Annotated in this window: 12 protein-coding genes; 6 read left to right on the top strand and 6 right to left on the bottom strand. The window is 36.1% G+C overall.

Going from position 1 to position 23,763, the window contains the following annotated elements; translation table 11 throughout:
* Positions 1 to 68 precede the first annotated feature (68 nt).
* A complete protein-coding gene (trpS, locus tag C8P67_RS09760; protein ID WP_115813294.1) occupies positions 69 to 1,043 on the bottom strand; it encodes a tryptophan--tRNA ligase in 975 nt (324 codons plus the stop codon).
* Positions 1,044 to 1,234: 191 nt separating this feature from the next.
* Here trpS and C8P67_RS09755 point away from each other — a divergent pair, with 191 nt between their 5' ends.
* Complete coding sequence (locus C8P67_RS09755) at positions 1,235 to 2,002, top strand: lysophospholipid acyltransferase family protein (RefSeq protein WP_115812824.1); 768 nt, start codon at positions 1,235 to 1,237, stop codon at positions 2,000 to 2,002.
* A gap of 31 nt (positions 2,003 to 2,033) precedes the next feature.
* Here the strand turns inward: C8P67_RS09755 and C8P67_RS09750 are convergent, their stop codons facing one another.
* The 5 genes from C8P67_RS09750 to C8P67_RS09730 all read right to left on the bottom strand — a co-directional run bounded on the left by C8P67_RS09750 (position 2,034) and on the right by C8P67_RS09730 (position 6,459).
* The gene (locus C8P67_RS09750) at positions 2,034 to 3,035 is read right to left on the bottom strand and encodes a hypothetical protein (protein WP_115812822.1); all 1,002 of its coding nucleotides are present in this window, start codon (positions 3,033 to 3,035) and stop codon (positions 2,034 to 2,036) included.
* A 175-nt stretch (positions 3,036 to 3,210) separates the two neighbouring features.
* Positions 3,211 to 4,245: a recombinase RecA gene (gene recA / locus C8P67_RS09745; protein ID WP_115812820.1), complete on the bottom strand. Its 1,035-nt coding sequence runs from the start codon at positions 4,243 to 4,245 to the stop codon at positions 3,211 to 3,213.
* A gap of 111 nt (positions 4,246 to 4,356) precedes the next feature.
* Entirely contained in the window at positions 4,357 to 4,869 is a 513-nt protein-coding gene (locus tag C8P67_RS09740; protein ID WP_115813293.1) for an acyl-CoA thioesterase, read from the bottom strand.
* A 64-nt stretch (positions 4,870 to 4,933) separates the two neighbouring features.
* A complete protein-coding gene (locus C8P67_RS09735; protein WP_115812818.1) occupies positions 4,934 to 5,317 on the bottom strand; it encodes a DoxX family protein in 384 nt (127 codons plus the stop codon).
* Between the two features lie 5 nt (positions 5,318 to 5,322).
* Complete coding sequence (locus C8P67_RS09730; RefSeq protein ID WP_115812816.1) at positions 5,323 to 6,459, bottom strand: DNA polymerase III subunit; 1,137 nt, start codon at positions 6,457 to 6,459, stop codon at positions 5,323 to 5,325.
* A 406-nt stretch (positions 6,460 to 6,865) separates the two neighbouring features.
* On the opposite strand from C8P67_RS09730, the gene C8P67_RS09725 reads away from it, so the two are divergent.
* From C8P67_RS09725 to C8P67_RS22110, 5 genes are all read left to right on the top strand, one after another.
* Positions 6,866 to 7,315, top strand: a complete 450-nt coding sequence (locus C8P67_RS09725) for a hypothetical protein (RefSeq protein ID WP_115812814.1) — start codon at positions 6,866 to 6,868, stop codon at positions 7,313 to 7,315.
* A 104-nt stretch (positions 7,316 to 7,419) separates the two neighbouring features.
* Positions 7,420 to 8,709 carry a hypothetical protein gene (locus C8P67_RS09720; protein ID WP_115812812.1) on the top strand — a complete coding sequence of 430 codons (1,290 nt, stop codon included), beginning with the start codon at positions 7,420 to 7,422 and terminating at the stop codon, positions 8,707 to 8,709.
* Positions 8,710 to 8,913: 204 nt separating this feature from the next.
* Positions 8,914 to 10,431 carry a T9SS type B sorting domain-containing protein gene (locus C8P67_RS09715; RefSeq protein ID WP_170141443.1) on the top strand — a complete coding sequence of 506 codons (1,518 nt, stop codon included), beginning with the start codon at positions 8,914 to 8,916 and terminating at the stop codon, positions 10,429 to 10,431.
* A 1-nt stretch (position 10,432) separates the two neighbouring features.
* Entirely contained in the window at positions 10,433 to 14,014 is a 3,582-nt protein-coding gene (locus C8P67_RS09710) for a PorP/SprF family type IX secretion system membrane protein (protein WP_115812808.1), read from the top strand.
* Between the two features lie 743 nt (positions 14,015 to 14,757).
* Positions 14,758 to 23,763: beta strand repeat-containing protein (locus C8P67_RS22110; RefSeq protein WP_170141442.1), on the top strand; the 9,006-nt coding region annotated here is incomplete at its 3' end.

Genomic DNA, 23,763 nt, shown 5'->3' with positions numbered 1-23,763 from the left:
AATTTCACTAATTAGCACAAATCTATTCGTGCCAATTAGTGAAATTCGTGTTATTTTTGAAATGCTGTTTAAACCTCAAAGCCTAAAACTTCTCGAACTCTTGCTAAAACGCCATCAGCGACAAGACCCGCTTTTGCAGCGCCTTTTTTCAATAGAGCATCTACTTCGGGAAGGTTATTAATATAGTAGTTGTATTTTTCTCTTTCGGTTTTGAATTTTTCCAGAATCAATTCAAACAATGCTTGTTTGGCATGGCCATAACCGTAATTACCGCCAAGATAGTTGGCTCTCATGGCTTCGATTTGAGTTTCATCTGCAAGCAGCTTATATAAGGTAAAGCAGTTGCAGATATCTGGATTTTTTGGTTCTTCAAGCGGTGTGCTATCTGTTTCAATACTCATGATCTGTTTACGCAGTGCTTTATCATCCAAGAAAATATTAATAAAGTTATTTGCTGACTTACTCATTTTTCCGCCGTTTGTTCCTGGAATCAGCATACTGTCTTCCTGAATTTTTGCTTCTGGGATGACAAAGGTTTCTCCCATTTGGTGGTTGAATCGGGACGCAACATCACGGGTGATTTCTAGATGCTGTAACTGGTCTTTTCCAACAGGAACAAATTCTGCATCATATAATAAGATATCTGCGGCCATAAGCATCGGATATGTAAATAATCCTGCATTGACATCTTCCAAACGATCCGACTTGTCTTTGAAAGAGTGTGCCAATGTTAAACGCTGAAAAGGGAAGAAACAGCTTAGATACCAAGACAGTTCTGCAGTCTGTGCCACATCTGACTGGCGGTAAAAAACAACTTTATCGATATCCAACCCGCAGGCCAACCATGCGCAGGCAGTGCTGTAGGTATTGCTTCTTAATGTTTCACCATTTTTAATCTGCGTAATAGAATGCAAATCGGCTATAAAAAGAAATGATTCGTTTTCTGGTTTATTGGATAGTTCGATTGCAGGAATAATTGCGCCTAATAAGTTGCCCAAATGAGGTGTACCTGTACTTTGAACGCCTGTAAGTATTTTTGCCATTTTTATTTTTTTAAATCTCGTATGATTATAATGAAGGATGTTATTTTTACGCAAAGTTAATTCTTTTGCTAAATTTTCCACAAGTTTCCCTATTTTTGGCGGTATGAAATGAGCATTATTGTCATCTTGTCGGCAATTCCGACGGTAATATGCGAATTACATGTGACAAAATAGAACAATTATAACAACACATGAAAAGAATAAAAAAAATATTGTGGTCCGTTTGGCGGGTATGGTTTTACATTGTAATGCTTATTCCTATACTAATTATGCTTCCTTTTTTGGTAGCTTCTATATTGACCGAAAGCGGCTATCCATATTTTTTTAAAATGTCCCGTATTTGGGCCAAGTGTGTTCTTTTTGGAATGGGTTTCTATTATAAAGTAGAAAAAGTCCAAAAATTGGATCCTAAAAAAAGTTACATGTTTGTTGCCAATCATACATCGATGACTGATATTATGCTGATGCTTGCAGTTGTAGATAATCCTTTTGTATTCGTTGGAAAAATGTCACTGGCAAAAATTCCGCTGTTTGGTTTTTTCTATAAAAGAACCAGTATTTTAGTAGACAGAAGCTGTTCTAAAAGCAGAATGGAAGTTTTCGATCAGGCTCAGAAAAGAATAAACAGAGGTCTTAGTATTTGTATTTTCCCCGAAGGCGGTGTGCCGCATGATGAGTCTATTTTATTAGATGCATTCAAAGACGGAGCTTTCCGTTTGGCAGCCGATCATCATCTGCCGATCGTTCCCCTTATTTTTCCAGATAATAAAAAGAGATTATCCTATACCTTTTATAGCGGAAGTCCTGGTTTGATGAGAGCAAAAATTTTATCGCCGGTTGAAACCGTTTCCGTAGCTGGCGAACCGTTAGACAGAAAAGAACTTCGTGAAAAGGTCCGAAAAATAATTTTAGATGAATTAATGGCGTTTAAAGAGAAAGACGCTTCTAAATTCGAATAAAAAAAGGCTGCTATTGCAGCCTTTTTTAGTTTTATTTGCAATTGATCTTTATTTTAACTTTATAATCAGGATTCAATGGTTCATTTGTTTGAGCCAGTCGCTGTGAACCTGTATTTGCTGGACATGCAATATCATTTGTTGCATCATATATTACAGTTTTACCAGCAGCTATAATTTCTCTAGGAACATAGATTTGAACTTTAGTAATAGAATAACCCGACGGGAAATAGCGGATATAATAACCATCTGGGTGTAAAGTCCAAATGCCGCTAGGAACGTCAGTTCTCTCTGGTGCCATGCCCGCCAGAATTGCATATTTTTCCATTTCGGCATATGTGTAATTACCGGAAGCTACAAGCTGGCGAATTTGATTTTCGGCTTGAAAAATAGCTTGTATATTTTCTGGCAGAGTAGATTTTGCTTTATTCATTACACTTTCAGGCAGTACTCCAAGCACGCCGCCTTCAAGATGAGTTAGTTCAAGAGTGCTTAGTAAAGCAATTGCAGTTAGTTTTACTTGGCCCGAGTAATCAGCAAAACGGGTTCTCGCAATAATAGTCCATAAAAGTATCTGGATATCATGCTGATTTATTTCAGGGTGTTTTTCGGCATTTTTTAGTATCGAAGTTACGATTTCTTGTTTAGGACCAAGAGTTGGTGCGTACATATAACCATCTCCTTTTGAGGGAGCAAAAGTTCCTGCATGTAAGCAATAACTTTTATTGGTCATTTCATAAAAACCGTCACATAATATGTAGCCTCCTGTCGGTGCTTTAGGAAGAAGGTATAATGGCTGAAGATTGTTTACCAGGAAAAAGTCTGGAAGTTTAGAATTGGTTTTATTTACATCTTCGAATGAGGTGCTGATTGCTGCAGGTTTTTTCAAGATTTTATCAAGTCCTAAAGTCTTTGCGCCAAGTGCTGCTCCTGCTTCTGATAATTTATCTTTCCAACCGCTGAATTGTGAATAACTGCTGAAACTGATCAGAAGTAGTAAGGTGATAAACTGGCATTTTACTTTTAAATTTTCCATCCAATTAATTTTTAATGTAAATATAATTTTATTCTTAATGAATTGAAAATAAGTTTTGTAATGAAATTTTTAAATTTAATTTCTCGCCCTCGGCTTATTATACAAAGATTGTAAATTATAGATTTTCTTAAAAATAATTCTAAAAAAAAAAGTCCGCGGCTGCGGACTTTAAGTTTTATTCGTTGGCTAACTCTTTAATCTGAGTTTTGATTTTTTCTTCCAGTTCATCTGCCAATTCAGGATTGTCTTTAATCAATGATTTAACAGCATCACGGCCTTGGCCTAATTTAGTTTCACCATAGCTAAACCAAGAACCTGATTTTTTGATAATTTCAAATTCAACAGCAAGGTCTAGTATTTCACCTGTTTTCGAAACACCTTCACCGTACATGATATCAAATTCAGCTACTTTGAAAGGCGGTGCAACTTTATTTTTTACGATTTTCACTTTTGTACGGTTACCCAAAACATTTTCTCCGTCTTTGATTTGAGTAGAACGGCGAATGTCCAAACGTACCGAAGCATAAAACTTTAAGGCATTACCACCGGTAGTCGTTTCAGGGTTTCCAAACATTACTCCAATTTTCTCTCTTAATTGGTTGATGAAAAACACGGTACAATTTGTTTTGCTGATAGTTCCTGTCAATTTTCTCAAAGCTTGAGACATCAAACGTGCATGAAGACCCATTTTTGAATCTCCCATTTCACCTTCAATTTCGCTTTTTGGTGTCAATGCCGCAACCGAGTCAATAACTACGATGTCAATAGCTCCAGAACGGATTAGGTTTTCTGCAATTTCCAAGGCTTGTTCTCCGTTGTCCGGCTGGGAAATGATTAGGTTTTCGATATCAACACCTAATTTTTCAGCATAATTTCTGTCGAAAGCATGTTCAGCATCTATAAAAGCTGCAATTCCTCCTGCTTTTTGAGCTTCAGCAATTGCATGTAATGTTAAAGTCGTTTTACCAGATGATTCTGGTCCGTATATTTCTATAATTCGTCCTTTTGGGTAACCGCCTACTCCTAATGCTAAATCCACTCCTAATGAACCAGATGAAATTGTTTCTACTTCCTCAATGGCTTTATCGCCCATTTTCATTACAGTTCCTTTTCCGTAGGTTTTGTCTAATTTGTCAAGAGTAAGTTGTAATGCTTTTAATTTAGCTTCTTTTTCTGAACCAACTTTTTCTGAACTAGCTTTTTCTTTCATTTTTCTTCTGTTTATATGATTTGCCAAATATTTTAATCAAAAATACTGGTATAGATTTAATTTAGTGTTCGTAAAAATACTCCTTTTTTTTGAAGTCGCAATAAACGTTTTTTATTGAGTAAACAAAGCTTTCAACTCAGTGGCTTCGTTGGGATTCATTTTTCCAGCGAGTACTAAGCTTAATTGTTTTCTTCTCAAAGCAGCATCATACCGCAGTTTTTCAAGTTCAGTTTCTGGTTCAATTGGCGGAACATCAACAGGTCTGCCAGTATCGTCTACTGCCACAAAAGTATAAATTGCTTCGTTGGCCTTTGTTCTGTTTCCAGACTGACGGTCTTCAACCCAAACATCAAGATAAATTTCCATGGAACTCTTAAAAGCTCGTGATACTTTGGCTTCGATAATGACAACACTTCCAAGGGGAATAGATTTGTTGAAAGCAACGTGATTGACAGAAGCTGTTACTCCTATGCGGCGCGAATGTCTTCCTGCAGCAATACTTGCAGCACGATCCATTCTGGCTAATAGTTCTCCTCCAAATAAGTTGTTCAAAGGATTGGTTTCGCTCGGTAAAACCAGATCGGTTAAAATTGTTAAGGATTCAGAAGGATGTTTTGCCGTCATATTTAGTTTTGTGATTGTGTTTTTTTTTGTTTTCGACAGCAATTGAATTGCCATAAATATTGATCTAGTTTAGCCAGTACACCGCCATTACTGATGGGATAAAATACAAAACAATTGTTCTGGCTCCATCGTAATCTTTTGCCAAGCGCTGTCCAAATAGCAACATGATTAGAGTTATGCTGGAAAAAATGGCTCCATATAATCCATAAATTCTTCCGCTGTTTAATGCTAGTTCTATGGAACCTACAGTACATAAAATCCCAGAAATTAATTCTAATATTAATACATTAACTAAAGCTAATGGTACTTGATTTTTTAATGGGGTATTTTTAAAGTGTTCTTTTAACCAGTCTAAATTGTCTTTCCAATGAAATAATTTATCTTGTGAAGATTGAAGAAAAGTAATTGCTAAAAAAACTAATAATAAGATTGAGGCAATATTATTCATGGGGTTTATTTTTTATGAATTAAACGTGTAAGCTTTATGGATAAATCGGTTAAAATTATTTTGGCATTACCATTTCGTTCTATATGGTACATCGCATCAGATATTTCTTTGAATATATCATTAATGTTATTGCCATTTACAAAAGGAGCAAAGTTAGCCAGTTTGAATTTCTCTACTTTGGTTTCTATGTATACAAGATCCTTGGCTTCATAATTGAGCAGTAATGCCTGACGGAACATCTCGATGCAGAACTGAAGAAACTTTTTTTGAGTTTCTCTTCCTAATGCCGCTATCTGTTCACTCCATTCAATTAAGTCCTGTATGGCGGCAGCATTTCCTTTCGCTTTGAATGCAGCCCGAACCCAAGTGACAAACCACTGTTCAAAAGGAGTTGCTTCGTCATCCTCTTTTAATAGTTGGAGTGCTTTATTAAAATTGCCCTGTGACTGATGTGCAATTTTTAACGCAGCTTTAGGTTCTATTTGCTCTTTTTCAATAAGCGCATTTGCAATTATCTGCTCGCTTAATCGATTAAAATGGGTGATTTGGCATCGAGATCTGATCGTTTGAATAATGTCTTCTTCGTTTTCAGTAATCAGAAGAAAAATTGTTTTCTCAGGTGGTTCTTCTAGTAATTTTAACAGTTTATTGGATGCAGCAATATTCATTTTATCTGCCATCCAGATGATCATAATTTTATGACCGCCTTCATATGATTTTAGAGAAAGGGATTTTAAAATTTCTTGTGCATCGTCCACACGAATTTCTCCCTGTTTATTTTGAACACCTAATTTGGCATACCAATCAAATAATCCGCCGTAAGGATTTTCTAAAATAAATTGTCGCCAATCTGTGATGAAATCAATACTTTTTGGTTTTTGTTTTACTTCTTCTGTCGTTACTGTCGGGTATATAAAATGTAAATCAGGATGAGAAATTTTTTCAAATTTAATTGCGCAGGATTCATTGAGACCTTGCTGAGAATTACACAATACATATTGCGCATAGGCTATTGCAGTTGCTAAAGTACCGCTGCCTTCGGGGCCTATAAACAATTGAGCATGAGGAATTCTGCCTAAGTCGACACTTTTTATTAAATGATTTTTAATGTATTCTTGACCTAAAATTTTAGAGAATTGCATTCGGCAAAGATATAAGAAAATGATAGTTTCAAAAATTTTATGCTGTAAACTTTAATCTTTGAATTTTTAAATAGTCAACTTTTTAGAATCAATTTTCGGGTCTTGAATTTAGATTTTTTTCAACTATTTAATGTTAATAACTTTTGTGTAACTTATGTCTGAATAATAGTTTTTGTAATTTTTACAAAATATTTAACAAGTATTAAGTTATTAATCAGTTAATTTTTTTAATATTTTTGTTTTTTTTTAACATTACAAATGATTGTATAAAGTGCTGATTTAATGGGTGTAATGTATAATATTTCTATAGTTTCAATTTTTATTTGTTTCTATTTTGTTTTTTGGGGCTTGCAAATTCAATGTTAATTGTATAGTTTTGTTTCAGTTAATTAATAAACCCCAAGTTATGAAAGGTAAAATTATTTGTTTCAGTATTTTCATGTTAGCATTAAGTTCTTCAAAATGTATAGCACAAGCAAAACCAAATATGCCTCAAAGTATTATCAGTACAAATGCTTCTATTCGTACGTATAATGATGATAAAACATTAAAGGCTATGTCTAAAGGAGAATTGGTAGAATTATACATAGAGCGCATGAAGGTTATTGTAAGAATAATGCCGAAAATCGGTATGGCAACTAAGCCTGGGGTAACTATGGCAGATCTTGGTATTCCTGAAACTTCTGACAATAAAAAAGCTTTAGATTTAGAAAAAGATGCAACAGGAACTTACTTAGATATTTCTGTTGATTATTTAAGAAAAATGTTGCCATTCTGTGACAAAGGCCAGCTTGTTTCTGCAATTTTATTTTATGAGCAGACATTAAAAGCATTAAAAGAACTAGAAGCACAATAAAAATATTTAGAGAATTAATTTTTTCTAAGTTCGCACTTAAACTCTTTTATGAGTATTCAACTCTCACCTACATTGAGAATAAAATTTAATACATCCCCAAACCTATGAAAACTAAATTACTATTTATATGGGTTTTTCTTGCACTTGTTAGTAACGTAAGTGCTCAACAAGAAAGAGGAATTTTTGGACCAAGCAATTGGTTGAACAACTGGACTGAATTTAAACCGGCAAAAGCTGATTATGGCGAGGCAACTCAAATCCTTGCAGGTAGTATTTCGTCAGATACAAGGCTTACTAAAAAAGACGTCTACATTATCCAAGGAAATGTATATGTTACTAATAATGCTGTACTTACAATTGATCCAGGTACTATAATTATTGGGGACTCTGATTCTAGAGGAACTTTAATAATTACAAAGGGGGCTAAAATTATAGCTGAAGGATCAGAGACAGATCCTATAGTTTTTACCTCAAATAAAAGTATTAAAAAAGCAGGTGATTGGGGAGGAATTGTAATTCTTGGTGATGCTCCTATTAATAAATTTGGATTATATACTTCTTATAATTACGACGATTTAGATCCATCATTGACAACGTTCGGCGGTGATAACGCAGGAGGTTCATCTGGAGTTTTAAAATTTGTTCGAGTTGAATATGCTGGTAAAAAAGCCAGAGGTGCAGACAATTTTAATGCTATTTTGCTTGGAGGGATTGGTAATAAAACAATCTTAGAAAATATAATGGTGAGTTATGCGTCTGGTGATGCTTTTGAAGTTTTTGGAGGCGAACCAATAATGAGTAAATTAGTTTCTTATAAGTGTAATGGCACAGATTTTAGATTCTCATTGGGAACACAAGCTAAAATTGATAATTCATTAGCAATTCGATCTTCATATATAAGTGATCCTAGTGGTTCTCGTTGTTTAGATATCTCTTCATATATTAAAAAAGAAAATATCGATTTTACAAAAAAACAGACTTCTGTTGTAGCTTCCAACCTTACTTTGGCTAATGATAGTGATAATATTGAAGCTGATATTAAAGCAGGTTTAGTAAAAGAAGCAGTATATGTTGCCGAAAATACTACTTTAGTACTTAAAAAAAGTGTAGTTTCAGGTTTTAAACCAGCTGTTGTATTGGATTCTAAAATTGAGATCAATACTAAAAATCTGGCTAAAATCAGAATTGAAGAAATGTATATAAATAATTGTATTGGAAATATATTTTCTGAAGGTTCATTGAATAATGAGGATCTTGAAAATTATTATGGAAATAGTCTTTTCTTTATTGTTTATTCAAAAACTTCAAATATTGAAACATTTAATGATTTTGCAAATCCTAGGAGACCTGACTTTAGATTAGCTCTTACTAAGATTACTGCTTCTACAAAATAAAAGTTCGTATTTGAATTAATATAAAAAATGAAAGTTAAACCTTAGTTTTGGTTTGGCTTTCATTTTTATTACTTTAATGAGTTTATTTCATTTGTTTCCCAAATCCTATTAAAAGAAATGAACATGTCCAATTATTGGTTGACTCGTTATTAAAGTGTAGCGAATTGGACATTTCTCCCCATGAAATGCAATAAATATCAACCTATGAATAGAAAAACTACTTTTTTATTTTCCTTTAATTCATTTTTGTTTTTTTTAATGCTGGTGTTGCTGCCCTCAATGGCAATATTGTCTGCGCAGACTATTACGCCTCAAAAGTTACCTTTCTACTCTATATGTGCAGGCGGTCCGCATCCTACTGATCCAAATAAAGTATTTAATGAATATCAGGCGCAATTTAAACTTACTGGTTTTAATGGAAATGAAACTTTTGTTGTTGAGTTATCTAATCCATCTGGAGTATTTACAACTACTACAGCTACAATTCCTTTGGAGCCTTTAGCTGGAACTCCTCCAGATACGTCAACAGATAAAACATTAACTTTTGCTGTTCCTACAGATTTAATAGGATCTGATAAATATCAATTGAGAGTAAAGTGTACTACGACGGGTCAGACAAGCTCCAGTTTTACAATATTTGGGACACCTAGTGATAAATCTTTACCAGCATATTTTAAGGCTTATAATAAATCTTTTTATATTGCTGATAAAAAATCTTCTATTAATTTTTGCAGCGGAGGAAGTGTTGTTTTAGCAGTATACAATCCTACGCCAGCAGATCCTGGTTCATCTCCGGCTAATTTTTCGCAGTTAAAATATAATTGGTACAAAAATGATGTTTTAATCCCAGGACAAACAGGTAGTTCAATAGTAGTGAATACAAGCGGATCATATTATGCAGAATTAAATTATGGGCCTTGTACTGATGAGAATTTTAGATCTCAGGGTGTTACTGTAACAAGTTCTTCTGGTGGCGCTGGTGGAGTTTCAATCACATCTAGTTTAGGAAATCCTTTTTGTTTAGACTCCGATATGACCACGTTGACTGCTTCTGCTGGTAATACTTATATTTGGAGTAAAGACGGCAGCATAATACCCAATGCTACAAGCCAGACTTATCAAACTAATATTGCTGGAGTTTATAGCTGTACTATAGATTTTGGAGGGTGTAATGACACCGCAACAATAGATTTGAAATCTGCTGGATCTGTTAGTGCAAATGGAAATGTTATTGCTGAAGGTGAGACTGTTTCGATTGAACAAGGTGAAACGTTAAATGTAACTACAACTAGTACTTTTTCAAATCCCACATACCAATGGTATCTAAATAATAATGCTATTAATGGTGCTACACAGAGTAGTCTGGACATAACTGTCTCAGGTAATTATAAAGTCAATATTTCCGGCTGTGAAATGTCTTTTAAAGTTAATTATAGTACAGTAATTGATTACAATGTTCCAAAAATACCTAATGTAGTTTCGCCAAATAATGACGGACAAAATGATACTTGGATTATTCCTGATGTTTATAATAATACAAATACTCATGTTGCTATCTTAAGTTCTTTAGGTGAGATCGTTTTTGAAACAGACAACTATGATAATTATAATGGCTGGCCTCAAGCTACTATTGAGTTCAAGAATTTTAATCCTGTTTTTTATTACATAATTACTCCAAATGGCGATTCAGCCAAAAAGGGTTCGATAACTCTTCTGAAATAATATGAAAAAAATTTTACTAAGCGTTTTCTTTCTTTGCTGTTTTACCCATGTTTTCTATGCACAAAAAGAAGACGGTGTCGTATCTTATGTTATACCGCCAGGAAACTCTTTAAAATTTAATTCGTTTGTTATTAATCCTACTTTTAGTTTTGTAAGACAGCAGAGTGCTTACATAACTTTGTTTAACAAAACCCAATGGGCAGGATTTGAGGACGCTCCAAAAACCTATTTGCTGAGTTATTCTGGCCGATTCAAAGAAAATGAAGGAGTTGGTTTAGGTGTTTTTCAGCAGACTCAAGGTGTACTTAGCACTACTGGTTTAGTGGCTAATTTTGCTCATAATGTTCTTCTACAGGAAGATAATAACTTGACTTTCGGTATTAATTTAAGCGCTTATAAAAGTGGTTTAAATTCTGGTAAAGTAGTTTCAAATTTCCCAGACCCTTCTTTAGACAATATTCCTTCAAATACTTTATTAACAATCAGTCCGGGTATTAACTATGGGACTGCTTTTCTTGACTTCGGTGTAGCATTTAATAATCTAGTTACTTATAATTTCGGTTCCGGAATTATGAAAGATGACCCGAATAAAGGAATCGCAGGTCACGTAATGTATACGGGTTTCCTTGATTCTTATGGTTTTTTTGATAAAAGTAAATTTTCAGGTTTAATTAAAACGGAAGTAAATAAGGAAGAAACAGTTTTCTCTGGATCGGCTATGTTTACCATTCCCCAAGGTGTTTGGGCTCAAGCAGGATATAATTCTGTTTTAGGAGCAACAGCTGGTTTTGGACTTAATATTACACCAAAAATTGCACTTGAATATTCGTATGGTATGGGTCTAGGAGATATATCACAGCTAGGTGCTTCTCATATAATTGTATTGGCTTATAAAATCAAGAGCCGAAATTTTGATTACGGAGATGATGAAGAAGAAGGTGCTTTAATCGAACCGGCACCAGTGCAGAAGAAAGTAGCGGCTACTCCAAAAGCAGCTACAAAAACAGCCGCTGATGCCAAAGCAGCTCAGCAAGCTAAGATTGCTGCTGCAAATAAGGCAAAGTTAGATGCTGCTATTAAAGCAAAAGCGGATGCGGCAGCTTTGGCAAAGGCCAAATCTGATGCTGCTATTTTAAATAAAAAGAAATTAGATGCTGATGCGAAAGCCAAAGCAGATGCGGCGGCATTAGCTATTAAGAAAACGGAACCTGTTTCTAAGGAGAAATTGGCAGCCGATAAAGTAAAAGCTGATGCTGATGCAAAATTAGCTCTTGAAAATAAAGCGAAAGCGGCAGCTGCGGCAAAACTTGCTGCAGATAATAAAGCCAAAGCAGATGCTCAAGCAGCAAAACTTGCAGCAGATGCGAAAGTTAAGGCTGATGCTGATGCAGCAGCAGCCAAGTTAATTGCCGATGCAAAAGCCAAAGCAGATGCTCAGGCAGCAAAACTTGCAGCAGATACGAAAGTTAAGGCCGATGCCGATGCAGCAGCTGCCAAGTTAATTGCCGATGCCAAAGCTAAAGAAGATGCTCAGGCAGCAAAACTTGCAGCAGATGCGAAAGTTAAGGCTGATGCCGATGCAGCTGCAACGAAGTTAATTGCTGATGCTAAGGCAAAAGCAGATGCTGAAGCAGCAAAACTTGCAGCAGATTCTAAAGTTAAGGCTGATGCCGATGCAGCTGCAGCCAAGTTAATTGCTGATGCTAAGGCCAAAGCAGATGCTGAAGCAGCAAAACTTGCAGCAGATGCGAAAGTTAAGGCTGATGCCGATGCAGCTGCAGCAAAATTAATTGCTGATGCCAAAGCCAAAGCAGATGCTGAAGCAGCAAAACTTGCAGCAGATGCGAAAGTTAAGGCTGATGCCGATGCAGCTGCAGCCAAGTTAATTGCTGATGCTAAGGCCAAAGCAGATGCTGAAGCAGCAAAACTTGCAGCAGATGCGAAAGTTAAGGCTGATGCCGATGCAGCTGCAGCAAAATTAATTGCTGATGCCAAAGCCAAAGCAGATGCTGAAGCAGCAAAACTTGCAGCAGATGCGAAAGTTAAGGCTGATGCCGATGCAGCTGCAGCGAAGTTAATTGCCGATGCTAAGGCCAAAGCAGATGCTGAAGCAGCAAAACTTGCAGCAGATGCAAAAGCTAAGGCCGATGCCGAAGCTGCAGCCAAGTTAATTGCCGATGCCAAAGCCAAAGCAGATGCTGAAGCAGCAAAACTTGCAGCAGATGCGAAAGCTAAGGCCGATGCCGAAGCTGCAGCCAAGTTAATTGCCGATGCCAAAGCCAAAGCGGATGCTGAAGCAGCAAAACTTGCAGCAGATGCAAAAGCTAAGGCCGATGCCGAAGCTGCAGCCAAGTTAATTGCCGATGCCAAAGCCAAAGCAGATGCTGAAGCAGCAAAACTTGCGGCAGATGCAAAAGCTAAGGCCGATGCCGAAGCAGCTGCGAAGTTAATTGCAGATGCCAAAGCCAAAGCGGATGCTGAAGCAGCTAAAGTTGCAGCAGCTGCGAAAGCTAAGGCTGATGCCGATGCAGCTGCAGCCAAATTAATTGCTGATGCTAAAGCCAAAGCAGAAGCAGAAGCTACTGCAGCTAAATTAGCAGCTGCAGCTAAAGTTAAAGCAGATGCTCAGGCAGAACAAGATAAAATTGAAGCAGCGGCCGCGGCGAAACTAGCAATTGAAGCGCTTGCCAAAGCTAAAGCAGATGCTACTCCTAAAGATGAATATGGCAAATCAATGGATAATTTGACAAATATTCTTGAAGATTCAAAAAGAAGACAGGAACAATTGCTGAATCGTTTGGATGCATCGGTAGCTAGTAAAGAAAAAGCATTGAAAGAGATGCGTGAAGAAAATGATTTGAGTGATAAAGGAATAGTTAAAAATACAACAGTTGAGTTCAAGAGTACTGCAGGTGAGAATGCCGAGTTAGAATCTATTAGAGCGCAGATTGCTGAAATAAATAAAGCTCAAGCTAATAATTTAGCTGAGTTCAATAGGCTTTATAATGAAAGACTTAAAAAGACTCCTAAAAATGATCTAATAAACCAAAATTATTTAAAAACTATTGAAGCTTTAAAAGCAGAGCAAGTTAAGGCCGAACAATCTAATGCTGCCTTAATTAGTAATTTAGAGAAAATCAAAGTGGAGACGGAAATTGAGAAAAAACGTAGAATCAAGCGTGCTGTTTCTTCAAATGATCAAGATCGTTTAGCTCAAGATATGGCTACTTTAAAACAAATTAAGGCAACTACTAAAGTGAGCAGTGTTCCATTGAAAGCTGATGACTTTGATTTTGGAGATAATCAGGCAAATATGCAGATTATTAAAAACAATAAAAATCTTGAACCTGGCTATTATATGATATTGGCAGTTCACAGCGATGTGTCGAAAAGAGATACATTTGTTACTAAAACAGTTGCTTCCGGACAGTCGAATGTGAATTTCTTTTATGATATAAATACTAGTAAATATTTTATATATACTGACAAGTTTGATAACATTCAGGAAGCAACAGAAGCCTTAGCAGCTAAAGGAAATAAACCTTATAATGGCAAGATGGTTATTGTTAGAATTGATAAATAATTCGGGGTTCATTTTTAATTAAATTAAAATAATTAGTATTTCTATTTGATATTGTTTTAAAATGTTTAATTTAGATTTTTTTAAGACACTATTTGTAATATAAATCATAAAAAATAATTGTTAATGAAACAATTTTAACTGACGTTAATTCAAATTTTCATTACAGAAAATCACTTTTTTAAAGGATTTTTATAAAAATTGAGTTAAAAAACAACATTATTAAAATATTCTATTCGTTTTTAATTTATTCACAGCCTCACAATGAATATATTAATAGCGAATAGAATTAAATATATGAATACATGAAAAAACCTACTTTTTCTAAATTTAGTTATTGGCTATTATCCCTATTAGAAGTTTTCTTCCAAAACTTTTCATTTTTGTGTGTTTCACTATTAAAAAAGTGGAAGAACCTGCGAAATGTAAATGTGATAGAACTTTGTTCAAAGAAGAAGCTTTTGCCTATAAGAACTTTCCAATTTCAAATTGTTGGTTGGTTATCTAGCAGCAGCAATACTGTATCAGAGAAATTTATTTCAAACCTCAATAAATTGTTTGATGCAATTGATAATCTCTTTACTGTTGCAGTTAAAAGGGTTTTATTTAGTAGAAATTTTTTATTAGCTTCCAATTTTAGAGTTTTTTCTTTTGTATTTATTCTGTTTTTATTAAATAGTAATTACAGTTTTGGTCAAATTCAAAAGCCATTTGCTACGAGATTTGACAAAACTATTAAAGGTGATATGCTTTTAATAGGTAATAATATTTTGAGCAGACACGTATCAAATGATTATACTACGACAGGAACTCAAAATAGAGATATTAATCCAATGGTTAATGTTGATATTGATGGAGATAATTCAACTACAAATTCCAGCAGTGCGACTTTAACAGTTCCTTCAACGACTACTTGTTATAAGGTGGTCTATGCTGGTTTATATTGGAGCGCTGTTGTAAAAGGAACAGCTTCGACCACTGCAGTTAAATTTAAAGTGCCAAATGGGTCATACGTAGATATAACCGGGACTTCAATATATTCTGCCACTACTGCTAATGCCAATGGTTCAACACCGTACTTATCGTATGCGAATGTGACTTCATACATCCCAACGAATCCACAAGGGGTATATACAGTTGGGAATGTTTCATCTGCAACAGGAGCAAGACCAAATTTTGAAGGATTGTCGGCTGGTTGGTCTTTATTCGTTGTTTATGAGGATCCAACAATGCCTAGTAAATATATTACTTCGTTTGATGGTTTTGCTTCGATTGATCAAAATAATAATTTAACAATTCCAGTATCTGGTTTTAAAACGATTCCGAGCGGATCTGTTCATGCCAAGTATGCTTTTAGTTCAATTGAGGGAGACAATAGTGTTCCAGGTGATCTTTTGAAAATTAACGGTACAACTATTAGTGCTACAAATAGTGCAGGAACTGTTATCAGACCCGCTAATAATTTTTTTAATAGTTCAGTATCTTACATCAAAACAGCTACAAATACTCCAGAGCTTTTTACAGATCGTTTACCAAAAAGTTCAAATACCTTAGGGTTTGATGCGGGAATTTTGAATATTCCAAATGGGGGAAATACGGTAATAAAAAATGGTGATACAAGTGCAAGCATAAGGCTGGAAAGTACCTTAGATGTATATTATTTTTATTTTAATGCTTTCGCAGTTGATGTTATTGAACCTAAAATTGTACTTACTAAAGAAGTTTTTGATAATTCATCTCCCACTCGTGTCAATATGGGGGATAAAGATGTTACTTTAAGTCAGCAGTTAAATTATGTGATTGGGTTTCAAAATATAGGAAATGACCCAGCGCAAAATTTTACGATCAAAGATGTTCTGCCTATTAATATCAACTTTAAATATCCAGATGATATTACTTCGTTGCCAGCGCCTATTACTGTTGGAGGTGTTACGTATAATGTAACTCACACTTATAATGCTGCAACCCGTACAATTGTTTTTACCATTCCAAAGCAGTATGTTGAAGTAAGTGATCCTCGTTATCTAATAGAATTAAAAGTTAAAGTAGTTGATTTCTGTAATCAGTTGAGTGATGCTTGTTCCAATATAATCAGGAACTCTGCTTATGCTACTTATACAGGAACAGATAATAAAGCTCAAATTACAGATGATCCTAGTTTATCTTCCTTTACAGCTTGTAATTTAGGCGTGCCACAAGCTACTAATTTTTTAGTAGGAGTTGATAACTGTGAATTTACTAAGAGTGAAGTACTGTGTGGGAATAGTGTGATCATTAAGGCTTCCAACGGATACTCTTCTTATAAATGGTCTACGGCAGCATTTGATAAATTTGGTGTAACGACTGGAACAATACTTGGTATTGAGCAAACTCTTTCAGTAACGAATCCTGGCAAATATTATGTTTACAATACTGCTGTAGCACCGTGTTTGTCTATAACTGAAGTAGTAACAGTTGCCCGTGCTGGTACAACTACTACTAATCCTTTACTTTCGCTTCCAAATGTTCCAGATAAAATTGTTACCTGTATAAGTGGTGGTGCTGGAAAACAATTGCCCTATTTCTTTTTGTGCGGCGCAGATGCAACCCGATTACTTACTGCCAATATATCTGATGGAGCTACCATTGTTTGGGAACGATTAAGTAAAACAGATCCAAAATGTTCCGCAGTAACTGATCCGAATTGTGCTAACGAAGATACTAGCTGCAATTGGGAAAAAATGGGCGAGGGCTCCACATATACTCTTACTGGTGATAGTTCTGGAGAATATAGACTCACATTAAATTATCCCGGAAACTGTTTCAACCGTTTTTACTTTAATGTATATCAAAATACGCTGAAGGCAACTGAAACGCATTCGGATATAATCTGTAATACAAAAGGAAATATTACAGTAGGCGGTATTCCGATTGCAGATTATGAATATAGTATTAGCAGTGCAAACGGTAATACTCCATCTGTGCCATATCAAAACAGCAATAGTTTTACTATAAATGCAGGAGGGTCTTATACTGTTTTTATTAAACAAAAAGGAGTAAGCACAAACCCATGTGTTTTTGAAATAAAAGACATTGTAATCAGACAAAGAAACTTTACTGTAGATCAGTTTGTAACTCATCCGGTATGTTTTAATGATAAGGGGAAGATTAAGGTAGCTGCAAATGATGTGCGAGGACCATATACTTACGAGATTTTTAAAAATGGTGTGTCAGTTGATAGACTTCAGAACACAGCTAACGCAGATTATACTTTTACAGGTTTAGAATCAGGAAGATATAAATATACAGTTACTACAGCTGACGGTTGTACTTATACTAATTATGATGTTGCGATAAACGATCCCGCAGGAGAAATAAAAGCAACTCCTTCTATAAAAGTTCCTTTAACAGCTTGTAATAAGGGAATTATTAAAATTGAGACGCAGCAAGATAGAAATTATGGCAATACTTTTTATTATTTCGTAAATGGTTCTTCAACTTTTCAGACCTCTAATGAAATTGAAGTTACAGCTTCTGGCTTATATACAATCAGAGTAGTAGGATTAAATAATTGCGAAAAAACGATAACTCAGCAAGTTGATTTATTGCCTAAACCAACTTATACTGTAACAAATACTAACACGAACTGTTACGATGAGAAGGCTAAAATCAATATTGACCTTAATGGCAGCAGTGCGGGCTATAAAGTGGAGTACAGTATAAATAATGGAGCGACTTATGTTGAAGGCAGTGCTACTGGCATTGAATTTGCAAATCTATATGCAGGACAGTATAAAGTTTTGGTTCGTTTTAGTGTCACGTATCCAATTAATAACTGGCCAGGTACTGAAACAGTTATATGCCCTTTAGATCCAGTTAAAAATGTTACGATTAATGGTCCTACTTCGGGAGTTACCGCTTCAGCAGGTGTTGGTGAATTGGCAGGCTGTGGACCTTTACAAGGAGGGGAGCCTACGGGGCTTTTGCGTATAACTAATGTTGAGGGAGGAACAGTTCCATACCAGTATAGTTTTGATGGTGGTAATTTATGGGAAAATGTCACTCAAAAATATGTAAAAGCTGGAACTTATAATTTAGCTGTTAAAGATGCTCTAGGCTGTATATTTAAAATTCCTTATACAGTTACTCTTGATCCAAAACCAGCCGATCCAGATATTGATGATAACATAAATACAGTTTATAATTGTGATGGGACCGCTACTGCAACAGTAATAGTAAGTAATCCAACATCAACTGGAGGTACTACTTATACTTATGAGTATTATTTAAAAACGGGAACTAATCCGCCAGTAGCAAATACGCCTATCACCAGCAATATCTTTAATAATGTTCCTTCTGGAGATCACACGATTATTGTAAAATATAATGTTAAAACAGTATCCAGCTTTAGTAATTTACTACAGGAGGATTTTGGAAGAGGAAATGATACCAAATCACCAGGGATTAATACTGCATACTGCTGGGAAAAACAGGATGGTAATACACTTGCTTTTGCTGATTGCAGACGTACTCCAGAAGATTGGAATCCATGGCTGCTGAACGATGGAGATTATGTTGTTACAAAAGCATTATTACCTGATCATGATCCAGATTTTAGATGGATTTTGCCTAAAGACCATACAGCAGTTTTAAATAGTACACCAACAATTACAGATGGAAGATTTTTAGCAGTTAATATTGGTAAACTTATTCCAAAAGGTGCAGTTTTATACAGTAAGACTATCAATGACGTTTTACCGAATCAAGAAATTAACGTGTCCTTATACATGATTAATTTGTTGAAAAGTTCTAATGGTTTGGCTTCACCACAGTTAACGGTTCAGTTAGTGAAAAATGGAGCTGTAGTAGGAACTCCTGTAGATTTTCCTGAAATTCCAAGGGATGAAAAATGGCATTCGACTACAGATTTAGCTGGAGGTACAATCTTTAAATTAAACCCAGGAAATAATACTTCTTTAGAATTTCAGATTTTATCAAATTTGCAGGAGGAAAGCGGAAATGATTTAGCAATCGATGATATTCATGTTTATCAGGTCCCAAAAGCATGCGGTAATGAAAGTTCAATTCCTGTAAAAATTGAGGCAGGTAAAGCATTTAAAGCTTCTTTACCTACGTTTTCTAATGTAAGCTGTTTTGGTGGAAACAATGGAACAATCACTCTTGCTGCTGAAAACTTTGGTGCTTCAGGGTATCAGTATTCTGTAAACGGCGCTGCTTTTCAAACAACAACACTTGCTTCTTTAACAATACCAGGATTTGGAGTTGGTACTCATACGATTATTGTTCGTAGTGATGCTACAGGTACCTGTCAATATACTTTAAAACAGGAAATCAAAGCACCAGCTGTTGTGACGGTAACAGCTTCTATAACTAAACAACCAACATGTACTACAAAAGCAACAATAACAGCAGTAGGCGGTGGAGGAACTTTGACAGGGTATTGGTATGAATTAAGAAATACTACTGGCGGTGCGGTAGTGAGAGTATTTCAAAATAATGCTCAATTTACAGATGTGCCTGCTGGTAATTATACTGTATTTGCAAGAGATTCTAATTCATGTGTTAGTCCTATTGGAGCACCTGTAAATGTTGTAGATCCTTCTGGTTTTACTGCGAGTATAGATGCAACATCTGATTTGTGTTATGACACGACCAATCAAGCCAAATTAGTAGTTACAGTTTCAGGAGGATTAAATCCATTCAGCTACAGCTTAAATGGTGGCGCTTCACAAACTGGCAATACTTTTAACACGGTAGGAGTGGGCACACATACTATTGTTGTAACTGATAGCAATAATTGTACTTTTACTATTAACAACATTAAAATAGAGCCACAGTTAACATTGAATCTTTCTCTGATTCAGGATTTAACCTGTTTGGTTAATGCTTCTATTGGAAATCCTGTAATAACAGGAGGCTATGGTACTCCTTATACTTATACAGTTTCACGTAATGGAGCCACTCCTGCCGCTGTAGCTTCTTTTCCATATACAACGGCACTTGCAGGATCTTATGTGTTTACAGTTAAAGATAGTAAAAGCTGTCCTGCAGTGAGTACTCCCATTGTGGTTTCTGCAAAAACAACGCCAACATTAACGGCAGATAAAACAGATATTACCTGTAATAATAAAAACGACGGTACTATTACAGTAACTGCTGCTAATGGTTTTACCGCTGTTTATACGTATGCAATTAAATTAAACACTGCAGCAACATATACTACTCAAACTACAAATCAATTTACAGGTTTAGCTGCTGGTCTTTATAATATTAAGGTTATTGACAGCAAAGGCTGCGAATCAGCAGTGACTGATGTAACAATTGTAAATCCAGCTGTTGTTGGAGGAACTATTGGTGCAACAGAATTAGGCTGTAGCGGTACTGGTACGGTTCCGGCTGTAGTTACCGTGAATGGCTCTGGTGGTGTAGGACCTTATGAATACAGTTTTAACGGGACTTCTAGTTTTGGACCTGACAACACTTTTTCTACAACTACTGCACAAACTGTAACTGCTTATATCAAGGATAAAAACGGCTGTCAATTTGGTCCATTATCGACAGTGATTGCGCCTAAAACACTTATTACTGGTATTAATGTAATGTTCGAGACAGGTCTGGAATGTCCAGCTTACGAAGCACACGTTAAGTTTCAGGCTATTGGAGGATTGTCACCTATCCGTTATCAAATAGTTTCAGGACCTGCTGGTTATAGCTCTGCTGTAGTTTCTGATGGAGAATTTAAAAATCTTAAACCAGGGGATTATGTTTTCAGAGCTACTGATAAAAACGGCTGTAGTTTCGATTTAGATTATAATGTAAAAAGTTTACCAGATATTGCTGCCGGAGGCAGTGTACTTACCCCGATTAAATGTTTTGGAGACAAAGGTTCAATTCAGTTTACAGTTACTGGTGTAAAAGACAGAGGATATGATTATGTGATTAAAAATGCATCCAATGTAATTATTCAAAGTGCAAATAACGTAAGCGAAACAATTACCACTATTAATGTTACTGCTTCTCAGCCAGCAGGAGCTTATACTATTACAGTAACAGACAGAAAAACTTCTTGTCCTGCTACTTATACTGTAAATCTTACCCAGCCGGCCGTTGCATTAAGTATCACAAGTGCTGCAGGAACGAATGTAAATTGTAAGAATGACGAATCAAAAATTACAGTTGCTGTAACAGGAGGAACAACTAATTATAGTTATGCTTATGCAAAAAGCCCTTCTACTGTTCCAACATCAGCTTATGTGACTGGTGCAGTTTTAATTGTAGATACTAACTCAGGAGCTGATTTAGTTTGGGATGTATATGTTAAAGATGCTAATGACTGTACTGCAAAAAGAACTGTAACTATTATCAAAGATGCTATACCATCTGTGACTGCGGTTGTGAGCAACCAATGTACAGCATCAGGAAGCAATTTCACTATTACCGCTACTGGTACAGGAGGAACAGGAACACTGACTTACGGGATCAATGGCGAAACTGGTACTTTCCAGCCTGGAAATACTTTTACAGTAGCTCCTGGTAATTATACCGTTTGGGTAAAAGATGGTAATCAGTGTACTGCTTCAGCAGCAGCTGTTACAGTTTACCCTCAATTGACGCTAATCGCTACACCAGCTGTAGACGTGACATGTACACCAAATACGACTATTAATTTATCTGCAGGTGGAGGAACTGGTGCTTATACGTATGCAGTTTCTTTCAATGGCGGTTCATATGGGACATCATCAAATCCTTATGTGACTTCAGTTGCCGGTACTTATAGATTTAGGGTAACTGATTCAGCTACACCAGCGTGTCAGGCATTTTCGACAGATATAATTGTGAGCACCAAGGCTACAGTTTTGACATTGACTACTACAAAAGTTGATGTAAAATGTAAAGATGATGCAACAGGAAGCATCAGCATTACTGCGACTTCAGGTAAAGCACCTTATACATACAGCGTAACCAAAGGCGGATTACCGGTTTCAACAACTGCTTTGACTACAGGTTTAAAAGCAGGCACTTATGACATTGTGATAACTGATGCATTGGGCTGTACTTCGGCATCTACACCGGTTACTATTCTAGAGCCAGCGGTTGGATTATCAGCTTCGGCAGCTGCACCAGCTACTACTACGTGCAGCACTACAGCTACGGTTACGGTTACGGCTGCAGGAGGAACTGGAGCTTATGAGTATAGTTTTAATGGCGGAGCATTTGGACCAGATAATTTTTATGTTGTAAATGACAATGGCACTTCAGATCAGGTTATCGCTTATCAGGTAAGAGACGCCAATGGCTGTACAACGGTTTCTCAAAATATTACCGTTAAAAAATTAAATCCTCCAACGGGAATTAATTTCTCAACACCAGCTACTATTACCTGTCTGGCTACAACAACAAGTATTACTTTGACTTCTGTTGGTGGAGTTTCACCATTTAGTTACACTATCGTTTCAGGACCTACCATAAATACAATCGGTGCATCAAGCGGAACATTTACAGGACTGCTGCCTGGGGATTATGTTTTTGAGGTTAAGGACGCCAATGGCTGTACTAAACAGGCAACTAAAAAAATAAATGCAGCAGCAGCAATAACAGTTGCTGGAGGAAAAACGAATGAAAAATGTTTTGGTGCCAATGATGGAACGGCCACATTTACAGTAACAGGAGCAAGCGGTGCAGGTAATTACAGCTACACAATAAGCCCGACTGTTCCTGTATCTCAAATTTCTAAATCGGGAAATACAGTAACAGTTACTGGTTTAGGGGCTAATACTTATACTTTAACAGTTACCGACCTGACAACAGGATGCAGCAGTAGTTCAAATCCAGTAACAGTAGGTGCGGCGACAGTTATTAATTATACAGTTTCAGGAACTAAAATTAATTGTAAAACAACAGTTTCGACTTTAACATTTACTGGTATAACAGGAGGTTCACCAGGATATACTTATGCTTATGCTGCAAGCCCGTCAACGGTTCCAAGTACTGCATACGGTACTTCCGCAACAGTTGATACTGCTGTTTTGACAAGCAGTATTGATGTTTATGTAAAAGACAATAATGGCTGTTTCGTGAAAAAAACGGTTACCATTGGTTCAGAAAATATACCGACAATTGTTACACCAGCGTCACAATGTTATACAGGAACAGCAGTTTCGGTGACTATTACAGGAACAGGAACAGGGACTAAAACATACAGTAAAGATGGTACTAATTATGTAAGCAGTCCAACTTTTAGTTTGACGCCGGGCAGTTATACTTTATATTTAAAAGATGGTTTTGGCTGTGTGGCTTCTACACCTTATGTGGTGGCTCCTCAATTGGCGCTAATCGCTACACCAGCTGTAGACGTGACATGTACACCAAATACGACTATTAATTTATCTGCAGGTGGAGGAACTGGTGCTTATACGTATGCAGTTTCTTTCAATGGCGGTTCATATGGGACATCATCAAACCCTTATGTGACTTCAGTTGCCGGTACTTATAGATTTAGGGTAACTGATTCAGCTACACCAGCGTGTCAGGCATTTTCGACAGATATAATTGTGAGCACCAAGGCTACAGTTTTGACATTGACTACTACAAAAGTTGATGTAAAATGTAAAGGTGATTCTACAGGAAGCATCAGCATTACTGCGACTTCAGGCAAAGCACCTTATACATACAGCGTAACCAAAGGCGGATTACCGGTTTCAACAACTGCTTTGACTACAGGTTTAAAAGCAGGCACTTATGACATTGTGCTG

The sequence above is a fragment of the Flavobacterium aquicola genome (genome assembly GCF_003385115.1).
In the GTDB taxonomy this organism is placed as follows: Bacteria; Bacteroidota; Bacteroidia; order Flavobacteriales; family Flavobacteriaceae; genus Flavobacterium; species Flavobacterium aquicola.
This window is presented reverse-complemented; position numbering and strand designations above follow the sequence as displayed.